We start from the raw sequence: 17,589 nt of genomic DNA on the forward strand, positions 1-17,589 counted from the left end.
TCCTTTGGATACCGCTGTTCAAAAACAAGCCATATCACTAAGGCGCGATATAGTAATGAATACGGCCTCAGGGATCAACCGATTTACCAATAAAGTTGCTACTTTTTTAGCCGATGATGTGTATCCATGCTAGAAATCGGCTTAGTGATGCTGTTGCTTCCCCGCTTAGCGCTTTTCCCTTAGACTAATTGCGTTCCTTTCATTTTGTTTTAAGCCTATATGCAACCGACGATTGCCCGAGTGGCCTTACCTGTACCGCTCGACAAACAGTTTGACTATCAGATTCCTGCTCACCTGTTTCCTATTATTGGTGGGCGCGTGTCTGTACCCTTTGGTCGTCAGACGCTGGTCGGTGTGGTTACGGCGCTGGTGAATCAGTCTGAGTTCAGTTTTGACAAGCTAAAACCGTTAAAGCAAGTGCTCGACTCTCAGCCTGTGTGGCCCGATAGCCTCTACGAGTTACTGCAATGGTGCAGTCAGTTTTACCAGTATCCTCTTGGAGACACCTTGCTCAATGCGATGCCAAGTGCACTTCGTAAAGGCAAAGAAGCCGATTTTGCAACGCTGGTGGAATGGCAGTTGACTGCAGCCGGGCGTAATCAGCTGATGTTGGGTTTTGGCCGAGCCGTCAAGCAAGCCAAAGTCATGCATATGCTTGAAAGTGGTTCAGTACCACACCAGCACTTCATTGATGAAGAAATCAGCTCTAGTGTTCTCAAAACCTTGCAAGAGAAAGGCTGGATTGAGTCGATAGAGTGCAAACCGAAGATTCGCGATTGGAGTCGGCAGGTTGAAGCGGATGTGGATAAGCCAAAGCTTAATGAAGAGCAGGCTGTCGCTATTGCGACCGTTAATAGCTTTGATGGCTTTGGTTGTTTCTTACTGGAAGGAGTGACCGGTTCAGGTAAGACGGAAGTTTATCTTAACCTTATCAAGCCAGTGTTGGAGAAAGGGCGGCAAGCTCTCGTTTTAGTACCGGAAATTGGTCTGACGCCACAAACCATTAACCGTTTTCGCCACAGGTTTAATGTGCCAGTCGAAGTGATTCATTCTGGGCTTAACGACAGCGAAAGATTGAACGCTTGGTTAAGTGCCCGAGATAAAGCCGCTGGCATCGTAATTGGCACACGCTCAGCACTACTGACGCCTTTTGCTGATCTCGGCATCATCATTGTTGATGAAGAACACGATGCTTCTTATAAGCAGCAAGACAGCCTTCGCTATCATGCGCGCGATGTTGCTGTGATGCGAGCCAACAAAGAACAAATTCCAATTGTACTAGGCTCTGCGACGCCGGCGCTGGAAACTCTGCATAATGCTTTATCGGGCAAGTACCACCATCTGACACTAACCGAACGCGCCGGTAATGCTGTACCGACGTCAAACAAGGTGCTGGATGTGAAAGGTCAGTATCTGGAAAGTGGTTTATCCGCCTCTCTGATTGCGGAAATGCGTCAACACCTCAGTGCCGGTAATCAGGTGATGTTATTCCTCAATCGTCGCGGTTTTTCGCCAGCCTTGATGTGCCATGATTGCGGTTGGATTGCGGAATGTAAACGATGCGATGCTTACTATACCTACCACCAATACAGTAATGAGATCCGTTGCCATCATTGTGGTTCTCAGCAGCCAACTATTCATCAGTGTCAGGGGTGCGGATCGTCAAATCTGGTCACTGTGGGAGTAGGGACGGAGCAGCTTGAAGCGCAGCTTGGTGAGCTTTTTCCTGAATATAAGACCATTCGTATTGACCGTGACAGCACTCGGCGCAAAGGCAGTTTGGAATCAGCTCTCGGAGATATTCGCAGCGGCAAGTATCAAATCTTAATTGGAACCCAAATGTTGGCGAAAGGCCATCACTTCCCTGATGTGACTTTGGTGGCGCTGTTGGATGTCGATGGTTCGCTATACAGCAGTGACTTCAGAGCATCCGAGCGTTTGGCTCAGCTGTTTATTCAGGTGGCAGGGCGAGCAGGGCGTGCCAGCAAGCCGGGAGAAGTGATCCTACAAACGCACCACCCTGAACACAGTTTACTTCAGGCTCTGCTGACCAAAAGCTATCGACATTTTGCTGAGACCGCATTGCAGGAGCGTAAGTTTGCCATGTTGCCTCCTTATTCTTATCTGACCTTGTTCCGTGCTGAGGCGAATAACTCCCAGCATGTGGAAGCGTTTTTGCGTCAGGTTCGCCATACCTTAGAAGCCCACCCGCTCTTTGATGGGTATTGTCAGGTTTTGGGCCCCACTCCGGCCCCACTTGCAAAACGTGCCGGTAAACATCGTTGGCAATTGATGCTACAGACGCAAACTCGGCCAACCATGCAAAAGTTACTTTCCAGTGCGAAACCGGCGATCCAAATGTTACCGAATGCGAAAAAGGTGCGTTGGTCTTTAGATATTGAGCCGCAGGATTTGAGCTAATTTCTCACCTTTTTCATTTAATTGTGACTCACGTCTCGTCTCGGGATTTAAATTTGTTAATCTTCCCGTAACTTTCTGTTTCGAAATGAATAAACTATGGATTAGCTCAATCGAAAAGGTTGAGTGATATAAGACAGGTAAACGATTGCTATAGGCAATAAACATAAGAATGGGTTTGAGCTCATCAATATCGGTTTAGGTGGCACTAGGCGCTACCGTGTTTAGGAAATGAAGAGGGTAATTAATATATGGCGACAATGAAGGATGTTGCTCAGCTAGCAGGCGTTTCAACTGCAACAGTATCGCGTGCTCTAATGAACCCGGAAAAAGTATCTTCAGCTACAAGGAAGCGAGTAGAAGATGCAGTATTAGAAGCCGGATATTCACCAAATTCTCTGGCGCGCAACCTGCGCCGAAATGAGTCCAAAACCATAATTGCAATCATCCCGGATATTTGTGATCCCTACTACACAGAGATCATCCGTGGAATTGAAGACGCTGCGATGGAACATGGCTACATCGTGCTGCTGGGAGACAGTGGTCAGCAGAAAAAGCGTGAGAGTTCTTTTGTCAATCTTGTCTTTACTAAGCAGGCCGATGGAATGTTGCTGCTTGGTACTGATCTGCCGTTTGACGTCAGCAAACCTGAACAGAAAAACCTGCCACCTATGGTGATGGCGTGTGAGTTTGCACCTGAACTGGAGCTGCCAACGGTACACATTGATAACCTGACATCGGCATTTGAAGCGGTGAACTATCTTACGCAGATGGGTCACAAGCGCATTGCTCAGATTTCGGGTCCTAGTTCTGCGGTACTATGCCAGTTCCGTTACCAAGGGTACCAGCAAGCGCTACGCCGAGCTGGCATCAGTATGAACCCAAATTACTGCATCTACGGTGATTTCTCGTTTGAAGATGGTGCGAAAGCCGTCAGACAATTGTTGGCTTTACCTGAGCCGCCAACCGCGATTTTCTGTCACAACGATGCGATGGCCATCGGGGCAATTCAAGAAGCGAAGAAGCTGGGCTTGCGCGTCCCGCAAGACCTGTCTGTCGTTGGCTTTGATGATATTCAGTTTGCTCAGTACTGCGATCCACCACTGACGACCATTTCTCAGCCACGTTACGAGATTGGCCGACAGGCAATGTTGATGATGCTTGAGTTGTTGCGCGGCCATGATGTTCGTGCCGGTTCTCGATTGCTGGAAACTCAGCTGGTTGTCAGGGAAAGCGCTGCTCCACCGCGAGTCATCTGACGATTGCTTTCACTCAGCGGCGCATTTTGATGCGCCGCTTCCATTTCCCCTCTGTAATCAGGGCGCATTCTGCATTAACATAGCAGCAGAGGTAACAGACATTGATGTACAGCAGTGGCAAATAGAGATTATGTGAAACGCGGCCGTGGTAACAGCGGGCGTAAACCAGCGCGTAAAAAGTCGGCACCAAAAAGAAAACCCTGGCGCAGTGGATTGTTAGCGATTCTACTGGTAGGTGGTTTTGGTTACGGGCTTTATACGTTGAGTAATGATCCTGAGCCGCCACAACCAGTTGTGCAGCAAAGCAAGCCTAAGCCAAAACCAAAGGCAGAAAAGGTGCTTCCTCCTCCTCCGGAAGAGAAATGGGACTACGTTGATTCTCTGCCGAGTCGTGAAATCGAAGTCACGGCGAAAAAGCAGGTAGTGTCTGAGATCCCATATATCATGCAATGTGGCGCGTACACCAATGCCTCTCAAGCCGAAGCGCGTAAGTTGGATATAGCTTTTCAAGGTATCAACAGTAAGATCCGCAAGAAAGAAGGCAGCAAGTGGTATCGCGTTGTACTCGGGCCATATAAGTTCAAACGTGACGCTGAACGAGATAAGCACAAACTTCAGCGGGCCAAGATCGAGCCTTGTGCCATTTGGAAAGACAGTCAGTAAAGAAAACGAGCCATCAGGCTCGTTTTTTGTTCATTGGATTGTAGATAGAACACGCTCTCAACGAGGAGCGTAATCCCAGCCACTGCTGCCCTTGAATTCCCCTTAAGCCAGCCTCATATATCTCTTAACACCAAGATGAAAATAATGATGAGGCCCTACTCGTGACTACTATTGTATCTGTACGTCGAAACAACAAAGTCGTCATTGCCGGCGATGGACAAGTATCACTGGGTAACACTGTGATGAAAGGCAACGCACGTAAAGTACGTCGATTGTACAACAACAAAGTGCTTGCTGGCTTTGCTGGTGGTACCGCAGACGCATTTACGCTGTTTGAAAAGTTTGAAAGCAAACTGCAAATGCACCAAGGTCACTTAACTAAAGCTGCTGTTGAGTTGGCCAAAGACTGGCGCAGTGACCGTGCGTTACGCAAACTTGAAGCTCTGCTTGCGGTAGCAGACGAAACTGCCTCGCTTATCATCACTGGTAATGGTGATGTGGTTCAGCCTGAGAACGATCTGATTGCGATTGGCTCTGGTGGTAATTTCGCCCAAGCAGCGGCGACCGCTTTACTAGAGAACACAGAGCTAGATGCTCGTGACATCGCGGAGAAATCACTAAAAATTGCTGGTGATATCTGTGTGTTTACCAATCATCACCACACTATCGAAGAACTAGAAATCCCAGCTGAACTTAACGCTGAATAACCCAAGATAGTGGCTACCGAATTTAAGGAATTTGATTATGTCTGAAATGACTCCCCGCGAAATTGTTCATGAACTTAACCGCCATATCATTGGTCAGGATAACGCGAAACGCTCAGTGGCCATTGCACTGCGTAACCGCTGGCGCCGTATGCAGCTTGAAGAAAGCTTACGCGTTGAAGTCACACCAAAGAACATTCTGATGATTGGTCCAACTGGTGTTGGTAAAACGGAGATTGCCCGTCGTTTAGCTAAACTGGCCAATGCACCGTTTATTAAAGTAGAAGCAACGAAATTTACTGAAGTGGGTTACGTTGGTAAAGAAGTCGAGACTATCATTCGCGATCTGACGGATGTCGCTATTAAGATGACGCATCAGCAAGCGATGGAAAAAGTTAAATTCCGTGCCGAAGAGCAAGCAGAAGAACGTGTTCTTGATGCGCTTTTACCACCAGCGCGAGATGCTTGGGGTCAAAGTGAGCAGCAAGACGAAAGCTCTTCGAATACGCGTCAAATCTTCCGTAAGAAACTACGCGAAGGCAAGCTCGACGACAAAGAGATCGAAGTCGATGTCGCTGCACCGCAAATGGGTGTAGAAATCATGGCGCCTCCTGGTATGGAGGAGATGACTAATCAGCTTCAAGGTATGTTCCAAAACTTAGCTGGCGATACCAAGAAAAAACGTAAGCTGAAAATCAAAGATGCATTTAAGGCGCTGACGGAAGAAGAAGCTGCGAAACTGGTTAATCAGGAAGAGCTGAAAGAACAGGCTATCTTCAACGTTGAGAACAACGGTATCGTGTTTATCGATGAGATTGACAAAATTTGTAAGCGTGGCGAAAGTTCAGGCCCAGATGTGTCTCGCGAAGGTGTTCAGCGTGATTTGCTTCCTCTGATTGAAGGTAGCACAGTATCAACTAAGCACGGCATGGTGAAAACAGACCACATTCTATTTGTAGCATCTGGCGCATTCCAGGTGGCCAAGCCTTCGGATCTGATTCCTGAGCTGCAAGGTCGTCTGCCAATTCGTGTCGAGCTAGAAGCGCTTTCAAGTAATGACTTCAAACGTATTCTGACTGAGCCCAAAGCGTCACTGACGGAGCAGTACATTGCTCTAATGAAGACGGAAGACGTGGATATCGAATTTACGGAAGAAGGCATCACTCAAATTGCAGAAGCTGCCTGGACCGTGAACGAAACCACTGAGAATATTGGTGCTCGCCGCCTACATACGGTGATGGAGCGTTTGATGGATGAAATTTCTTTTGAAGCAACGGATAAATCCGGCTCTCAACTGACGATTGATGCCGAATACGTTAAAGCCAAGTTAGGCGAAACAATAGAAGATGAAGACCTAAGTCGTTTCATTCTTTAATCTACACCTCAGGAAAAAGCCGATCGCAAGATCGGCTTTTTTGTTATTAATCGTTGAAGGAAGTTTGCGTTCACTCTCACTCTTTGGTTTCCCTCCATTTGCTACCTCGCGAGATAGACAAATAGCGCTATAGTGGAATGACTCTAACTGCGCAAGGAAGCAACATGTCGACCACAGAATCCCATTCGCCTTTGAACGATTTTATTGAATTTCCTGCCGAGGAAATGTCCGCGCGTGCTGAACAGAACTATCAACAGCTCAAACGCCGCCATTCGATTCGCAGCTTTTCAGATCGCCCGGTGGCGAAAGATATCATTGAGAACTGCATCCGTGCTGCCGGAACGGCGCCTAGTGGAGCGAATCATCAGCCGTGGCATTTTGTCGCCATCAACAGTGCTGAAGTGAAAGGTCAAATCCGCCAAGCCGCAGAAGAGTTAGAGCGTTCTTTCTACGAAGGTAGAGCAGGGCAGGAGTGGCTGGAGGCTTTAAAGCCCTTAGGGACTCACGCCAGTAAACCCTATCTGGAGACTGCGCCTTGGTTAATTGCGGTTTTTTCACAGAAGAAAGGTGGCATGATCAATGATGGGGAGCAAACCAATTATTACGTGCATGAGTCGGTCGGTATCGCGACAGGGTTTTTACTGCAAGCACTGCATAACGCTGGCCTAGGAACGTTAACGCATACCCCGAAACCAATGAGCTTTCTGAGTAAGATTTGTGGTCGTGATAATGATGTTGACAGGCCGTACATGTTGATTGTTACGGGTTATCCTGCGGAAGAGGCAACGATTCCTGAACACGCGACTCACAAGAAACCTTTGTCTGATATCGCAACTTTCATGGAATAGAGATGGCTTGCGAGCAATAAAAAAAGCTGGCGTTAAGCCAGCTTTTTTCTTCTAGTTCTCTCAGAGCATAAGGATAAAAATCACGCTCAAGGCCGAGATGAGCCCTGCAAAGGTGTAACAGCCGACTTTCCCAGCTAGCCCAGCATGAATTTTGAGATCATGCATACCATGATGAATACGATGCATGGCATGCCACATTGGTAGTGCGAGAGTACCAATGATAAACAGAGCGCCGATAATGCTGGTGGCGAATGCGGTGACACGCTCGTAGCTCATAGCCTCAGCATCAATTACACCCATGGGAACAAGAATACCAAGTACCAATACCGTCACCGGAGTGATCATGGCAAACCAAGTACCGCCTGCGCCAAATAGACTCCACCAGATAGGCTCATCAGAACGCTTGGGAGCACGATCTACGGAAAAATTAGGTTTCATAGTCATAACTCCTTATACGATTACTAGCACTACCAGTGAAATAAATGCTACAGCAGCCCATTGAGTCAGAACGATAATTTTCTTATCAACAGGTTTGCCTTTCAGATGAATTGGCATAACTTGCGGCATCATGCTGAAGAAGGTCTGTGCGTGCAGTAGGCTGCCAAGTAAAGCGACGATATTGATCGCAATGACAACAGGGTTCGCCATGAACTCTAACCAGCCTTGCCAAGCTTCAGGACCTTTCACCAGTGACCCAAGCCCGACAGTCAGGAATAAAGTGAATAGGACTAACGGCAATACCGTGGCTTCACGCAGCATGTAGAAACGGTAAAACGGATGATCTTTCCACCAAGTTCGTTTTACCTCGCGAACGTAAGGTTTACGGTTACTCATCTTACGCCTCCTGTGTAGTCTTTGTTGGTGTGCCATCAGGCTTGAACATTGAGATCACGAAGTCCATAGAAGACTCGACCTTACCTTGGTTTACCGCCGCTGCAGGGTCTACATTCTTCGGACAAACTTCAGAACAGTAACCCACAAAGGTACAGCCCCAAGCACCGTTCTCGCCATTAATGAGTGCCATACGCTCATCTTTACCGTTATCGCGGCTATCGAGGTTGTAACGATGCGCAAGTGTCAGCGCAGCAGGGCCGATAAACTCGGGGTTCAGACCAAATTGCGGACACGCTGCGTAGCAAAGACCACAGTTGATACAACCAGCAAATTGCTTGTACTTGGCCATTTGCTCAGGTGTTTGTAGGTTCGTGCCATCTTCAGGTTTACGATCGTTACCAATGATGTATGGTTTGATGGCTTCTAGGCGCTCGATGAACGGTGTCATGTCGACAATCAAATCTTTCTCGATTGGGAAGTTTGCTAAAGGCTCGATCTTCACGCCATTTGGGTAATCGCGGAGGAAGCTTTTACAAGCGAGCTTTGGCACGCCGTTCACCATTATGCCGCATGAACCACAGATCGCCATACGACAAGACCAACGGTAAGACAGGTCTTTATCTAGGTTATCTTTGATGTAGCCAAGTGCATCAAGGGTCGACATAGTTTCGTCGAATGGTACCTCAAAGGTTTGGAAATGCGGTTCTACGTCTTTCTCAGGGTCATAACGCAGAATCTCTACTTTTTGGATGCGATTTGCTGACATTATGCTTGCTCCTCTGCGTTCTTCTCTGCCGCTTTTGCTTCTTCAGCGGCTGCTTTCTCTGCGGCTTCACCGTATAGACGAGCTTTAGGTTGTGACTTAGTGATAGTCACCTTGCTGTAGTCGATAGTTGGCGCTGCACCAGGTTGGAAGAAAGCCAGTGAGTGTTTGAGGAACTCTACGTCATCACGCTCAGTACAGCCATCGTCTAGACGCTGGTGGGCACCACGAGACTCTTTACGTAGGATGGCAGAGTGAACCATAGCTTCTGCTACTTCTAGGCCGTAACCGACTTCGATAGCGTAAAGAAGGTCAGTGTTGAACACTTTGCCTTTATCTTTGATGCTGATATTTTTGTAGCGAGCTTTCAATTCAGTAATCTTATCGATCGTCGCTTGCATCAAATCTTCTTGGCGGTAGATACCACAGCCAGCTTCCATGGTGTGACCCATTTCAGTGCGGATGTCAGCCCAGTTTTCATCGCCTTCTTGGTTCATTAATGCGGCGATACGCTGCTCAACATCTTTGACTTGAGCTACAATAGACTCTTCGTTCCAACCTTTGAATTCCGCTGCACGTTTCACCGCTTGTTCACCAGCAACGCGGCCAAATACCACAAACTCAGCCAGCGAGTTAGAACCTAGACGGTTTGCACCGTGCAGACCAACTGACGCACACTCACCGACGGCAAATAGACCTTTAATACGAGTTTCACATTCGCCGTTGGTTTCAATACCACCCATGGTGTAGTGAACGGTAGGACGAATTGGAATCGGCTCTTTTGCGGGATCAACGTTGACGTAAGCTTTCGCTAGCTCACAGATAAACGGTAGACGTTCTTGTAGGTACTCTTCACCCAAGTGGCGAAGGTCTAGATGAACCACATCACCAAGAGGGTGTTTGATGGTGTTGCCTTTTTGCTGCTCATGCCAGAAAGCTTGTGAAACCTTGTCGCGAGGACCCAGTTCCATGTATTTGTTCTTTGGCTGGCCAACTGGAGTTTCAGGGCCCATGCCGTAATCTTGTAGGTAACGGTAGCCATTCTTGTTAACGATGATACCGCCTTCACCACGACAGCCTTCAGTCATCAGGATCCCTGTGCCTGGAAGACCTGTTGGGTGGTACTGAACAAACTCCATATCACGTAGAGGTACACCATGACGGTAGGCCATTGCCATGCCATCACCTGTTACGATGCCGCCATTGGTGTTGCAGTGGTAAACTCGACCTGCGCCACCCGTTGCTAGGACTACTGATTTGGCTTTGATAGTGATCAGTTCGCCTTCCGACATGTGAATGGCGATCAGGCCTTGCACTTCGCCTTCATCGACAAGCAGATCCACCACAAAGTACTCATCAAAGCGTTTGATGTTGTCGTACTTCATTGATGTCTGGAATAGGGTGTGAAGCATGTGGAAGCCGGTTTTATCAGCCGCGAACCATGTGCGCTCAACTTTCATTCCACCGAATCGGCGTACGTTGACTTCACCGTTTTCTTTACGACTCCATGGGCAGCCCCATTGCTCCATTTGGATCATTTCGCGAGTCGCGTTTTCTACAAAATATTCAACAACGTCCTGTTCACATAGCCAGTCACCACCGCCAACAGTGTCGTTGAAGTGGTTGTCTAGACTATCTTCATCCTTGATAACTGCTGCTGAACCACCCTCCGCTGCGACTGTGTGAGAACGCATTGGATAAACTTTAGAAATCAGTGCGACTTCTAAATCAGGGTTTGCTTCAGCTGCTGCAATAGCAGTGCGAAGACCAGCGCCGCCTGCGCCGATGACTGCGATATCTGTGGTGATAGTTTGCACAGTTATCCTCCAGTGTGAATTTGCGGAGTATTCCGCTTGTTATCGTTAAATGGGTAATTCCCCAAAAGTGGTAAGGTTAGTGTAGAAGAGCATCATTATGGAAAAATTGATGTATTTAGGTTTTTGCTCCGGTAATGCATATGAGAGCATAGAAAATATAGGTTATGTGATTGCTATCACGGCAAAGCTATCTCAGCGCTAACCCTTTGCTATGCCAGCTGTTACGGGGATGTTGCGAGTGAGATTTGTTATTAATTTCCCCAATGATTAATGGAATTAATTATTGGCTGTGAGACGTTATTTAAGCGCTTCAGGCTAAGTACAACTCATTTGCATTTTGAGTGAAAGATGATAGTTTTCGCTACAATAAAGCATCATGAGAGATTAGGTATGCAGGCATATTGGCAACCCACAGCAAGCATTGAACAGTTAAAACAGCGAGCTAATTTAATTCGACAGGTGCGCCAGTTTTTTGATGATAGAGATGTCCTCGAAGTTGATACGCCAGCGATGAGTCATGCGACGGTAACGGACATCCATCTTCATACATTTCAAACTGATTTTGTTGGCCCGGGCTATGCGGAAGGCAAGAAGCTCTACCTGATGACCAGCCCAGAATTCCATATGAAGCGCTTACTCGCGGCGGGAAGTGGTTGTATCTACCAGATCTGTAAGTCTTTTCGAAATGAAGAAAATGGTCGTTATCACAACCCTGAATTCACCATGCTTGAGTGGTATCGGGTCGGATTTGATCACCTCCAGTTGATGGATGAAATTGATGATTTGCTGCAGCAACTTCTGAAAGTTGGCGCAGCGGAGCGTATGACGTATCAGCAGGCGTTTCTGCAGGTACTAAGCGTGTGTCCGCTAGAGGCGTCGATGGATGAACTGAAGGTGACTGCTGATAAGCTCGGGCTTAGTGATATTGCTCAACCAGAACAAGATAGAGATACCTTGCTGCAACTATTATTTAGTGTTGGAGTTGAACCTGAAATCGGCCAGCATGTCCCCGTATTTGTATATGACTTTCCTGCGTCACAAGCCGCATTGGCAAAGATAAACCGTCAAGACAGCCGCGTTGCGGATCGCTTTGAGGTGTACTTTAAAGGAATAGAGTTAGCAAATGGCTTCCATGAACTAGACAATGCAACAGAACAGCTTAAGCGTTTTGAGTCAGATAATGCCAAACGAGAACAAATGGGGCTAGCCACTCAACCTATTGATAGCCATTTGATCAAAGCGCTAGAAGCTGGTCTGCCTGAATGCGCGGGTGTTGCATTAGGTATCGACCGTCTCATCATGTTGGCGACTAGCAATGATCATATTGATAAGGTCACGGCGTTCCCTTTCCCTAGAGCTTAATAGTAAAAAGGCTGACATTGCTGTCAGCCTTTTTATTTTTCATTCTACTCAACAGTACTTGGTCTCTGGTACCATTGAGAGCGAACGTCTGTTTTATCAAACAGGTTGTACTGCTTGTTCAGCATTTGCCCGCCATCTCGGGTGATTGGCTCCCATGAAATTTTCGCACGACCAGTGCTTGGCTTGATTGTCATGATGTCCAAAGGAATGGAGATATAGAAGCCTTTGTTGTAGCTTCCTTCCCCGTACTCTTCTGCTGTTAAATCGGTAAAAGTAGCGTAAGCACCGACAATCACGCCAGACTTGAACTGCTTAGAAAAATCGAAGCGAGCACCCATGTCCCCACCTAAGAACTTACCTGCACTAACCTTAAACAGCGTATCTCTTAGGAAATCCCAATCTGGCATATAGTAACCCGTGACATGCCCTGTCGTACCTTGGCTTAAAACATATGCTTGGCAAGAAGGTGTCGGGTCATTACAGGTTGCTTCATCATAGAAGAAGTAATCTTCACTGTATGTACCAAACCATGAATCAGGGTCGCGTTGACTGACTAGGTTCGCATCGAGGCCTACCGCCCAGTTTTTATTCATTGGCCTATAGAGTACTTCACCACCCACACCAGCGAACATCATTTCTAGATAGCCACCGTACATCTGGGTGTAAATTTCTTCAAATGGTTGTTCAAACCATGTTAGCTGAAGATGGTTGAGTCTGACTGGATTATCATGCACATAGGCACGGAACATAGTTCGGACTCTAGGTGTTGAGTAATTTCTTACATGTGGTGAGTTTTCGACGTAATTAAACTTGTCATAGTTGTCGACCAAGTTGAAGATGATTGAGCCGCCAAACTCAAGGTTATCCGTGAGCCAATAGTGTGAGTTTGCGCTGATGCCTAAACTGTACAAATAGAATGACTCAGGACCACCGATGCTCTGCTTTAGGACAGGTTCTAAGCCATAATCCCAGCGCTCTTTGTTTTTTGCTACAGGGTCCTTGGCAATACTCTTAGGCTCAGATTCCTCAAAACTGTCTTTGACTTTTGCTTCGGTTGATAAGTAATTCGCTGCAGTGAGGTATTTCTGTTTATCGATGGTGGTTTCTTTAAGGTCCATACCATCTTGTTGTTCTACGACTTTAAATACGCGAATCAGGTCGTTTGAGTTGTTAGACAAAATGGCTGCGGTTCGATCTAGCGCTTCTTCTCTGTCGCGGTACTTTTTCTGTTGACCTTTGACTATGACGGTATCGCCATCAAGGGTAATCGAGTTTTGCTCAAAGCCTGCGTTTGACTCAATCTGCTTTGCTGCTGATTGCCAGTCAGGGTTATTATTGTCAACGTTGGTGACAGCCTGTTTGGGTTCATCACGCCATGTCGCTTTCATATCGTTGAAGTTGGTGTAGATATTGATACCAAAAGTGATGGTATCGCCACGCTGATAGCTGACTTTGGCGTCACCCCAATCCCCTAAACGATAGTTAACCCCTATATTCCATGGGGTATGTTGAGGTATGGGCTTGCCAGCACGAACTACAGGGAAATCTTGTGTATAGTCATTGCCATCGTATTCGAGCTTTAAACGTAGTGGTGTATAAGGTGTTTGGTACTCAAGACCGCCAAATACAGCTGCTGGGCCTTTAAACCAACGCTCATAGTCGACACTACCACCAGTGCCTTTGTAATCACCTTCACGATTACAGTATTTATCATTCGCTTTACAGAAAGGATTGGTCACATTACCACGCTGGCCTAAGTAACCCCAGCCAAGGCCTAGGGTTACGTCCAAATTGCCAAAGCGTTTTGTCGCAGCAATAAATTCACCGTCAAATAGGCCGGTCCCACCAAAATCACGAACACCAATTGAAGTCTCAGGTAGCCAGTAACCTTCTTGCCAAAGGCGGACTTTAAAATCGATGCCTTTGTCGGTATACAAATTATCGCCACTGTAGGAAGGATCGCTACTAAATAACAAGTCCGGTACTCGTGTGTAGCGTACCGTTGACTCCAGCCAGCTCATTAACTGAATTGATGCAGTGTATTGTTGGTAGTCGTCGTTGACGCTAACGCCTATATTGAACTCTCCTTCTTTAGCCATACGTCCTGAAGGCATCTGCATTAGGCCCACGCCGCCAAAATCGGTTTGGGAAACTTTGAGATTATCGCTTGCCTGAACTGTTGAAACGAAACCAAGAGAGAGGAATAAATAGGTGATTGCATTAAGTTTCATTAGTAATTTCTTCTCCAGGCAATTAGAGAGACAATGTCCTGTTCAAGTTGAGAAAGTTCTTTGGATGGATTGTTAAACCCTAGGAAGATGCTAGAGCCTGGAGGAAGTGGGGTATTTTCATCATTCCAGTAAGCGAAACCAACTTGCTTATAATTGCCATCTGGGTAGATAACCCAAGCATAACTATTACTGGCGCTAGAAAGCACTCTAGACGTTGATAAGTAATCTTTGACCGTCCAATCTGGCCTTGCTTCTGGCATAGTGGTACTAAAAAATAGTCCTTCTAAGTTTATGTTTTTTGGGCGATCTGGATATTCGAATTGGTAATGACCGCTAAGCATAGGGTTGGCTGAAGGTGTAAGGCGAACGAAGTCTAGATCTAATGAGACGTTTTCTCTATAACCTACAGGCCAAGTTTTCACTTGTTCGCGAAGAATACCCAGACTTTCATACAGTGTCGATTCTTCCTTTTTGAGTTTATCAATTAAGTTTAATACGGCCTGTTTTTTGTTATTGGCGACTCTTTGTTTATCTATGTTAAATAGAGCATTGTTCAGTGGATAACTAAATGGGGCATTGTTCTCACTATGTAATACAGTGTCAGCAATGGCTCTATCGAGGCGGATGGGGGCAGTATAGTCAATCACTAATTGCTCACTGGGAAGTTCTAGTTTTACGGTATTAGCGATAGCGTTACTGAAAACACCTAGAGAAAGAAGAAATAAAAAGCTACGTGTCATCTAGATCATCCTTTAAATGGCTTGAGTATTTCTTGCTCGATGAAAAGTTGGCCTGGAATGACCCATTGGGCTGATTTCAGGACATTTCCATTGCTATCCACCCAAAAAGTGCTTTGCATGGTCTCATCCAATTTTTCAAATGAAATGTATTCCTGCCAGACTTTGACCTTTTGAGACCACATCACGGAGTTTAATTGGATTGTTGCCTCAGACTTGGTCGTGACTTTTGCTTGGTGGTTATATTGATATTCGGGTTGCCAATCGTATACGGAAGTCCAGTGATACTGAGGAGTGGTAAAATGTATGATGTTCTTGGAAGATATTTTACCAGCTAGGTTTGCCTCTGGGAGGTTATAAGTTCTGACGATACGCCCTTCTTCGGTCACAATCATCGCTTTGTCACTGGATAGCCATTTATGCTGAGTTTTTCCAGATTGAGGATTTTTTTCAACGAATGCAAGCACCATAAAAATTTGTGGACCATCATTAATCTTAAAATAGCTGCTAGCATAGGGGATTTTTTCGATTGCTTCTTTATTTAAGCTGACATCTTCAAAGCCCCAAAAGGCTTCTTTTAGGGTCTCGTTAGTGTCAGCGAAACGTTGTGTACATCCCGTTGAGAAAGTGATGAAAGCAGCTATAAATAGAGCATGTACTTTATATGTCATCGTGAAAACTCAGAGCTAAGAAATATTGCAAAAAAACACCCTTAGCAAAGCTAAGGGTGTTTATTACTAGAAGTACTAATTAATTAGTACCAGTAGTACCAGTAGTACCATCGTTATCTGATGCAGCTACAGCAACTGCTGCAACTGCAACTGCAGCACCAACTGCTACAGCAGTTGTTGTTGCAGCACCTGCAGCTGCAGTTGAAGCTGCAGTTGTGGAACCTGCAGCAGAACCACCAGCAGAGCTACCAGTTGCAGTAGAACTAGAACTTTCTTCAGCGAAAGCCCCGGCAGATGCACATAGCGCTACTAACATTGTTAGAGCAATTTTTTTCATTGAGTGTTCCTTGTAAATTTACAATTTAACATCGATGTTGAAGCAAAGTTATCTGCTCCAGTTTTGATTCTATTTCACTTTGTTATATCTGTAAAAATTAAAATAACTTTAATGCAAGCTGATCACAATATGGTGGATTGCTTAATCCATAGTGGTCTTTATAATGAGTCCAGATGTAGGAAGCTAGTACTGAGTTGTTTGTACCGACCACCTATTCGATTCAGATATTTAAAGTAGGACACATGTCAAGGATAGAACGACTGAGATTATTCATACCATTCACATCTATTTTGTTAATTAGTAGCAATGTCCATTCCTCACCTTGGATTGAAGCAAATGACCCGTTTCTTAGATCATCTATGGTTGCACTGAGTGATGGAGCAGTGCTTAACGGGGTTACTAGTACATTTCCATTACGTTGGTCATCTGTTGCAGGAGATCGCTATGCCAGCGATACTTCTGATTACTTAGATGATGAAGTTGCGCATTTTAATTACACATTGCAGACGGCTAAACTCAATCGTGGCAATCGCCGTTTTGCAATGTCTGGTGGTAATAAGACGCTAGATAATGGTTGGTTTGCAGATGTAGAGCGCGATAAATGGGCTGTAGAGGCGAGCTATGAACATCTAGCTAACAGTTATGCATTTAGGCTCAATTCTTCTTACCTAGAGCACGCCAATGATCCAGAACTTTCTTTTAAAGACAGTTACATTGCACTGAATGCTGGTCGTGCGTTACTTGATGTGAGTATGTTACCTAGATGGTGGGGACACGGTTGGAATCACAGTCTCATTTTAGCAACGTCAGGAAATGATTTAGATGCTGGTCTGAGCTGGATCGGAGACAATCTTTTTCTTGGAGTGTGGAGTCTAAATATTGTCACGTCAAAGTTAGAGGACCTCGATTATGATTACAGAACCTCTATGAGATATGCTAGTAAACTGAATTCTTGGTTAGAGCTGGGCTTGACTCAGCATTATTGGTTTGAAGCAAATACGAATTACGTAGCAAAAAATCATAAGCAATCTGCTGTCGATGTAAAGCTAGTTTTACCAGAAGTACATAATGTGCAGCACGGTTTGTATGCTGAAGTAGCTTCGGCTCAAAAGGAAAATAGCTTAGGTGCTTACCTGATAGGTTGGAGTGGACACAAGCCTATATTCAACAGTTCAGTACGTTTGGCGGTCGAATATCAGTCAATGGTTTCTGAGGAGCGTAAATTAATTGTGAATGAAGGAATTGACAATTATCTGCAGTCTAGTTACCTGAATGAGAGTAGTTGGTCATTCAGTAGTTACCTACAACTGGCCAACGACCATCAGGTTTCTGCGATTGTTTCGACTAAAACATTATTGAACGACCAAAATGATAAACAGGAACAATACCAACTGGCTTATCAGTTTCCGGCACTCCTAGGAAGAATTAAGCTTAGCGCAGATTATATCAATAAGGATACCAATGACAGTGAAACGGTATTTGGTTCTAGGTATGAATTTAGGTTTTGATTGTGTCGCTAACATCAGAGAATAGAAGATTATATAATTTAATGAATATCACAACTTTGAAG

16 protein-coding genes are annotated in these 17,589 nt (G+C 45.7%); 8 read left to right on the forward strand and 8 right to left on the reverse strand.

Annotation, left to right across the window (positions count from 1 at the left end):
• Positions 1 to 219 precede the first annotated feature (219 nt).
• From priA to QMA41_RS17520, 6 genes are all read left to right on the forward strand, one after another.
• Positions 220 to 2,421, forward strand: a complete 2,202-nt coding sequence (priA, locus tag QMA41_RS17495; RefSeq protein WP_281630297.1) for a primosomal protein N' — start codon at positions 220 to 222, stop codon at positions 2,419 to 2,421.
• 248 nt (positions 2,422 to 2,669) lie between these two features.
• The gene (gene cytR, locus QMA41_RS17500; protein ID WP_006963339.1) at positions 2,670 to 3,677 is read left to right on the forward strand and encodes a DNA-binding transcriptional regulator CytR; all 1,008 of its coding nucleotides are present in this window, start codon (positions 2,670 to 2,672) and stop codon (positions 3,675 to 3,677) included.
• Between the two features lie 114 nt (positions 3,678 to 3,791).
• The gene (locus QMA41_RS17505) at positions 3,792 to 4,340 is read left to right on the forward strand and encodes an SPOR domain-containing protein (protein WP_029236296.1); all 549 of its coding nucleotides are present in this window, start codon (positions 3,792 to 3,794) and stop codon (positions 4,338 to 4,340) included.
• Between the two features lie 161 nt (positions 4,341 to 4,501).
• Positions 4,502 to 5,047 (forward strand): ATP-dependent protease subunit HslV, encoded by a 546-nt coding sequence (gene hslV / locus QMA41_RS17510; RefSeq protein WP_006963336.1) that lies wholly within the window; start codon positions 4,502 to 4,504, stop codon positions 5,045 to 5,047.
• A gap of 37 nt (positions 5,048 to 5,084) precedes the next feature.
• Positions 5,085 to 6,419, forward strand: a complete 1,335-nt coding sequence (gene hslU / locus QMA41_RS17515; RefSeq protein WP_021457296.1) for an HslU--HslV peptidase ATPase subunit — start codon at positions 5,085 to 5,087, stop codon at positions 6,417 to 6,419.
• A 164-nt stretch (positions 6,420 to 6,583) separates the two neighbouring features.
• Complete coding sequence (locus QMA41_RS17520; protein WP_281630298.1) at positions 6,584 to 7,267, forward strand: nitroreductase family protein; 684 nt, start codon at positions 6,584 to 6,586, stop codon at positions 7,265 to 7,267.
• Positions 7,268 to 7,327: 60 nt separating this feature from the next.
• Here QMA41_RS17520 and frdD read toward each other — a convergent pair whose 3' ends face one another.
• Genes frdD through frdA form a run of 4 tightly spaced genes read right to left on the reverse strand, consistent with a single transcriptional unit; the run spans position 7,328 to position 10,681 of the window.
• Positions 7,328 to 7,705: a fumarate reductase subunit FrdD gene (gene frdD / locus QMA41_RS17525; RefSeq protein ID WP_281630299.1), complete on the reverse strand. Its 378-nt coding sequence runs from the start codon at positions 7,703 to 7,705 to the stop codon at positions 7,328 to 7,330.
• A 12-nt stretch (positions 7,706 to 7,717) separates the two neighbouring features.
• Positions 7,718 to 8,101: a fumarate reductase subunit FrdC gene (gene frdC, locus QMA41_RS17530; RefSeq protein ID WP_281630300.1), complete on the reverse strand. Its 384-nt coding sequence runs from the start codon at positions 8,099 to 8,101 to the stop codon at positions 7,718 to 7,720.
• 1 nt (position 8,102) lies between these two features.
• Positions 8,103 to 8,867 (reverse strand): succinate dehydrogenase/fumarate reductase iron-sulfur subunit, encoded by a 765-nt coding sequence (locus QMA41_RS17535; RefSeq protein ID WP_172851411.1) that lies wholly within the window; start codon positions 8,865 to 8,867, stop codon positions 8,103 to 8,105.
• Positions 8,867 to 10,681, reverse strand: coding sequence for a fumarate reductase (quinol) flavoprotein subunit (gene frdA, locus QMA41_RS17540; RefSeq protein ID WP_045986764.1), 1,815 nt, complete (start codon positions 10,679 to 10,681; stop codon positions 8,867 to 8,869). Before frdA ends, QMA41_RS17535 begins: the two co-directional genes overlap by 1 nt.
• A 390-nt stretch (positions 10,682 to 11,071) precedes the next feature.
• Here frdA and epmA point away from each other — a divergent pair, with 390 nt between their 5' ends.
• Positions 11,072 to 12,043 (forward strand): elongation factor P--(R)-beta-lysine ligase, encoded by a 972-nt coding sequence (gene epmA, locus QMA41_RS17545; protein WP_281630301.1) that lies wholly within the window; start codon positions 11,072 to 11,074, stop codon positions 12,041 to 12,043.
• Between the two features lie 44 nt (positions 12,044 to 12,087).
• Here epmA and QMA41_RS17550 read toward each other — a convergent pair whose 3' ends face one another.
• From QMA41_RS17550 to QMA41_RS17565, 4 genes are all read right to left on the reverse strand, one after another.
• Positions 12,088 to 14,274 (reverse strand): YjbH domain-containing protein, encoded by a 2,187-nt coding sequence (locus tag QMA41_RS17550; RefSeq protein WP_281630302.1) that lies wholly within the window; start codon positions 14,272 to 14,274, stop codon positions 12,088 to 12,090.
• Positions 14,274 to 15,014: a capsule biosynthesis GfcC family protein gene (locus tag QMA41_RS17555; protein WP_281630303.1), complete on the reverse strand. Its 741-nt coding sequence runs from the start codon at positions 15,012 to 15,014 to the stop codon at positions 14,274 to 14,276. The genes QMA41_RS17550 and QMA41_RS17555 overlap by 1 nt, the downstream gene beginning before the upstream one ends.
• Before the next feature lie 5 nt (positions 15,015 to 15,019).
• Positions 15,020 to 15,682: a YjbF family lipoprotein gene (locus QMA41_RS17560; protein WP_281630304.1), complete on the reverse strand. Its 663-nt coding sequence runs from the start codon at positions 15,680 to 15,682 to the stop codon at positions 15,020 to 15,022.
• 79 nt (positions 15,683 to 15,761) lie between these two features.
• A complete protein-coding gene (locus QMA41_RS17565) occupies positions 15,762 to 16,019 on the reverse strand; it encodes a hypothetical protein (protein ID WP_281630305.1) in 258 nt (85 codons plus the stop codon).
• A gap of 242 nt (positions 16,020 to 16,261) precedes the next feature.
• Between QMA41_RS17565 and QMA41_RS17570 the strand changes: the two genes are divergently transcribed.
• Positions 16,262 to 17,527 (forward strand): hypothetical protein, encoded by a 1,266-nt coding sequence (locus QMA41_RS17570; protein WP_281630306.1) that lies wholly within the window; start codon positions 16,262 to 16,264, stop codon positions 17,525 to 17,527.
• The last annotated feature ends 62 nt before the right edge of the window (positions 17,528 to 17,589 follow it).

Origin of the sequence: Vibrio sp. St2 (assembly GCF_947311885.1) — a bacterium.
GTDB lineage: Bacteria > Pseudomonadota > Gammaproteobacteria > Enterobacterales > Vibrionaceae > Vibrio > Vibrio coralliilyticus.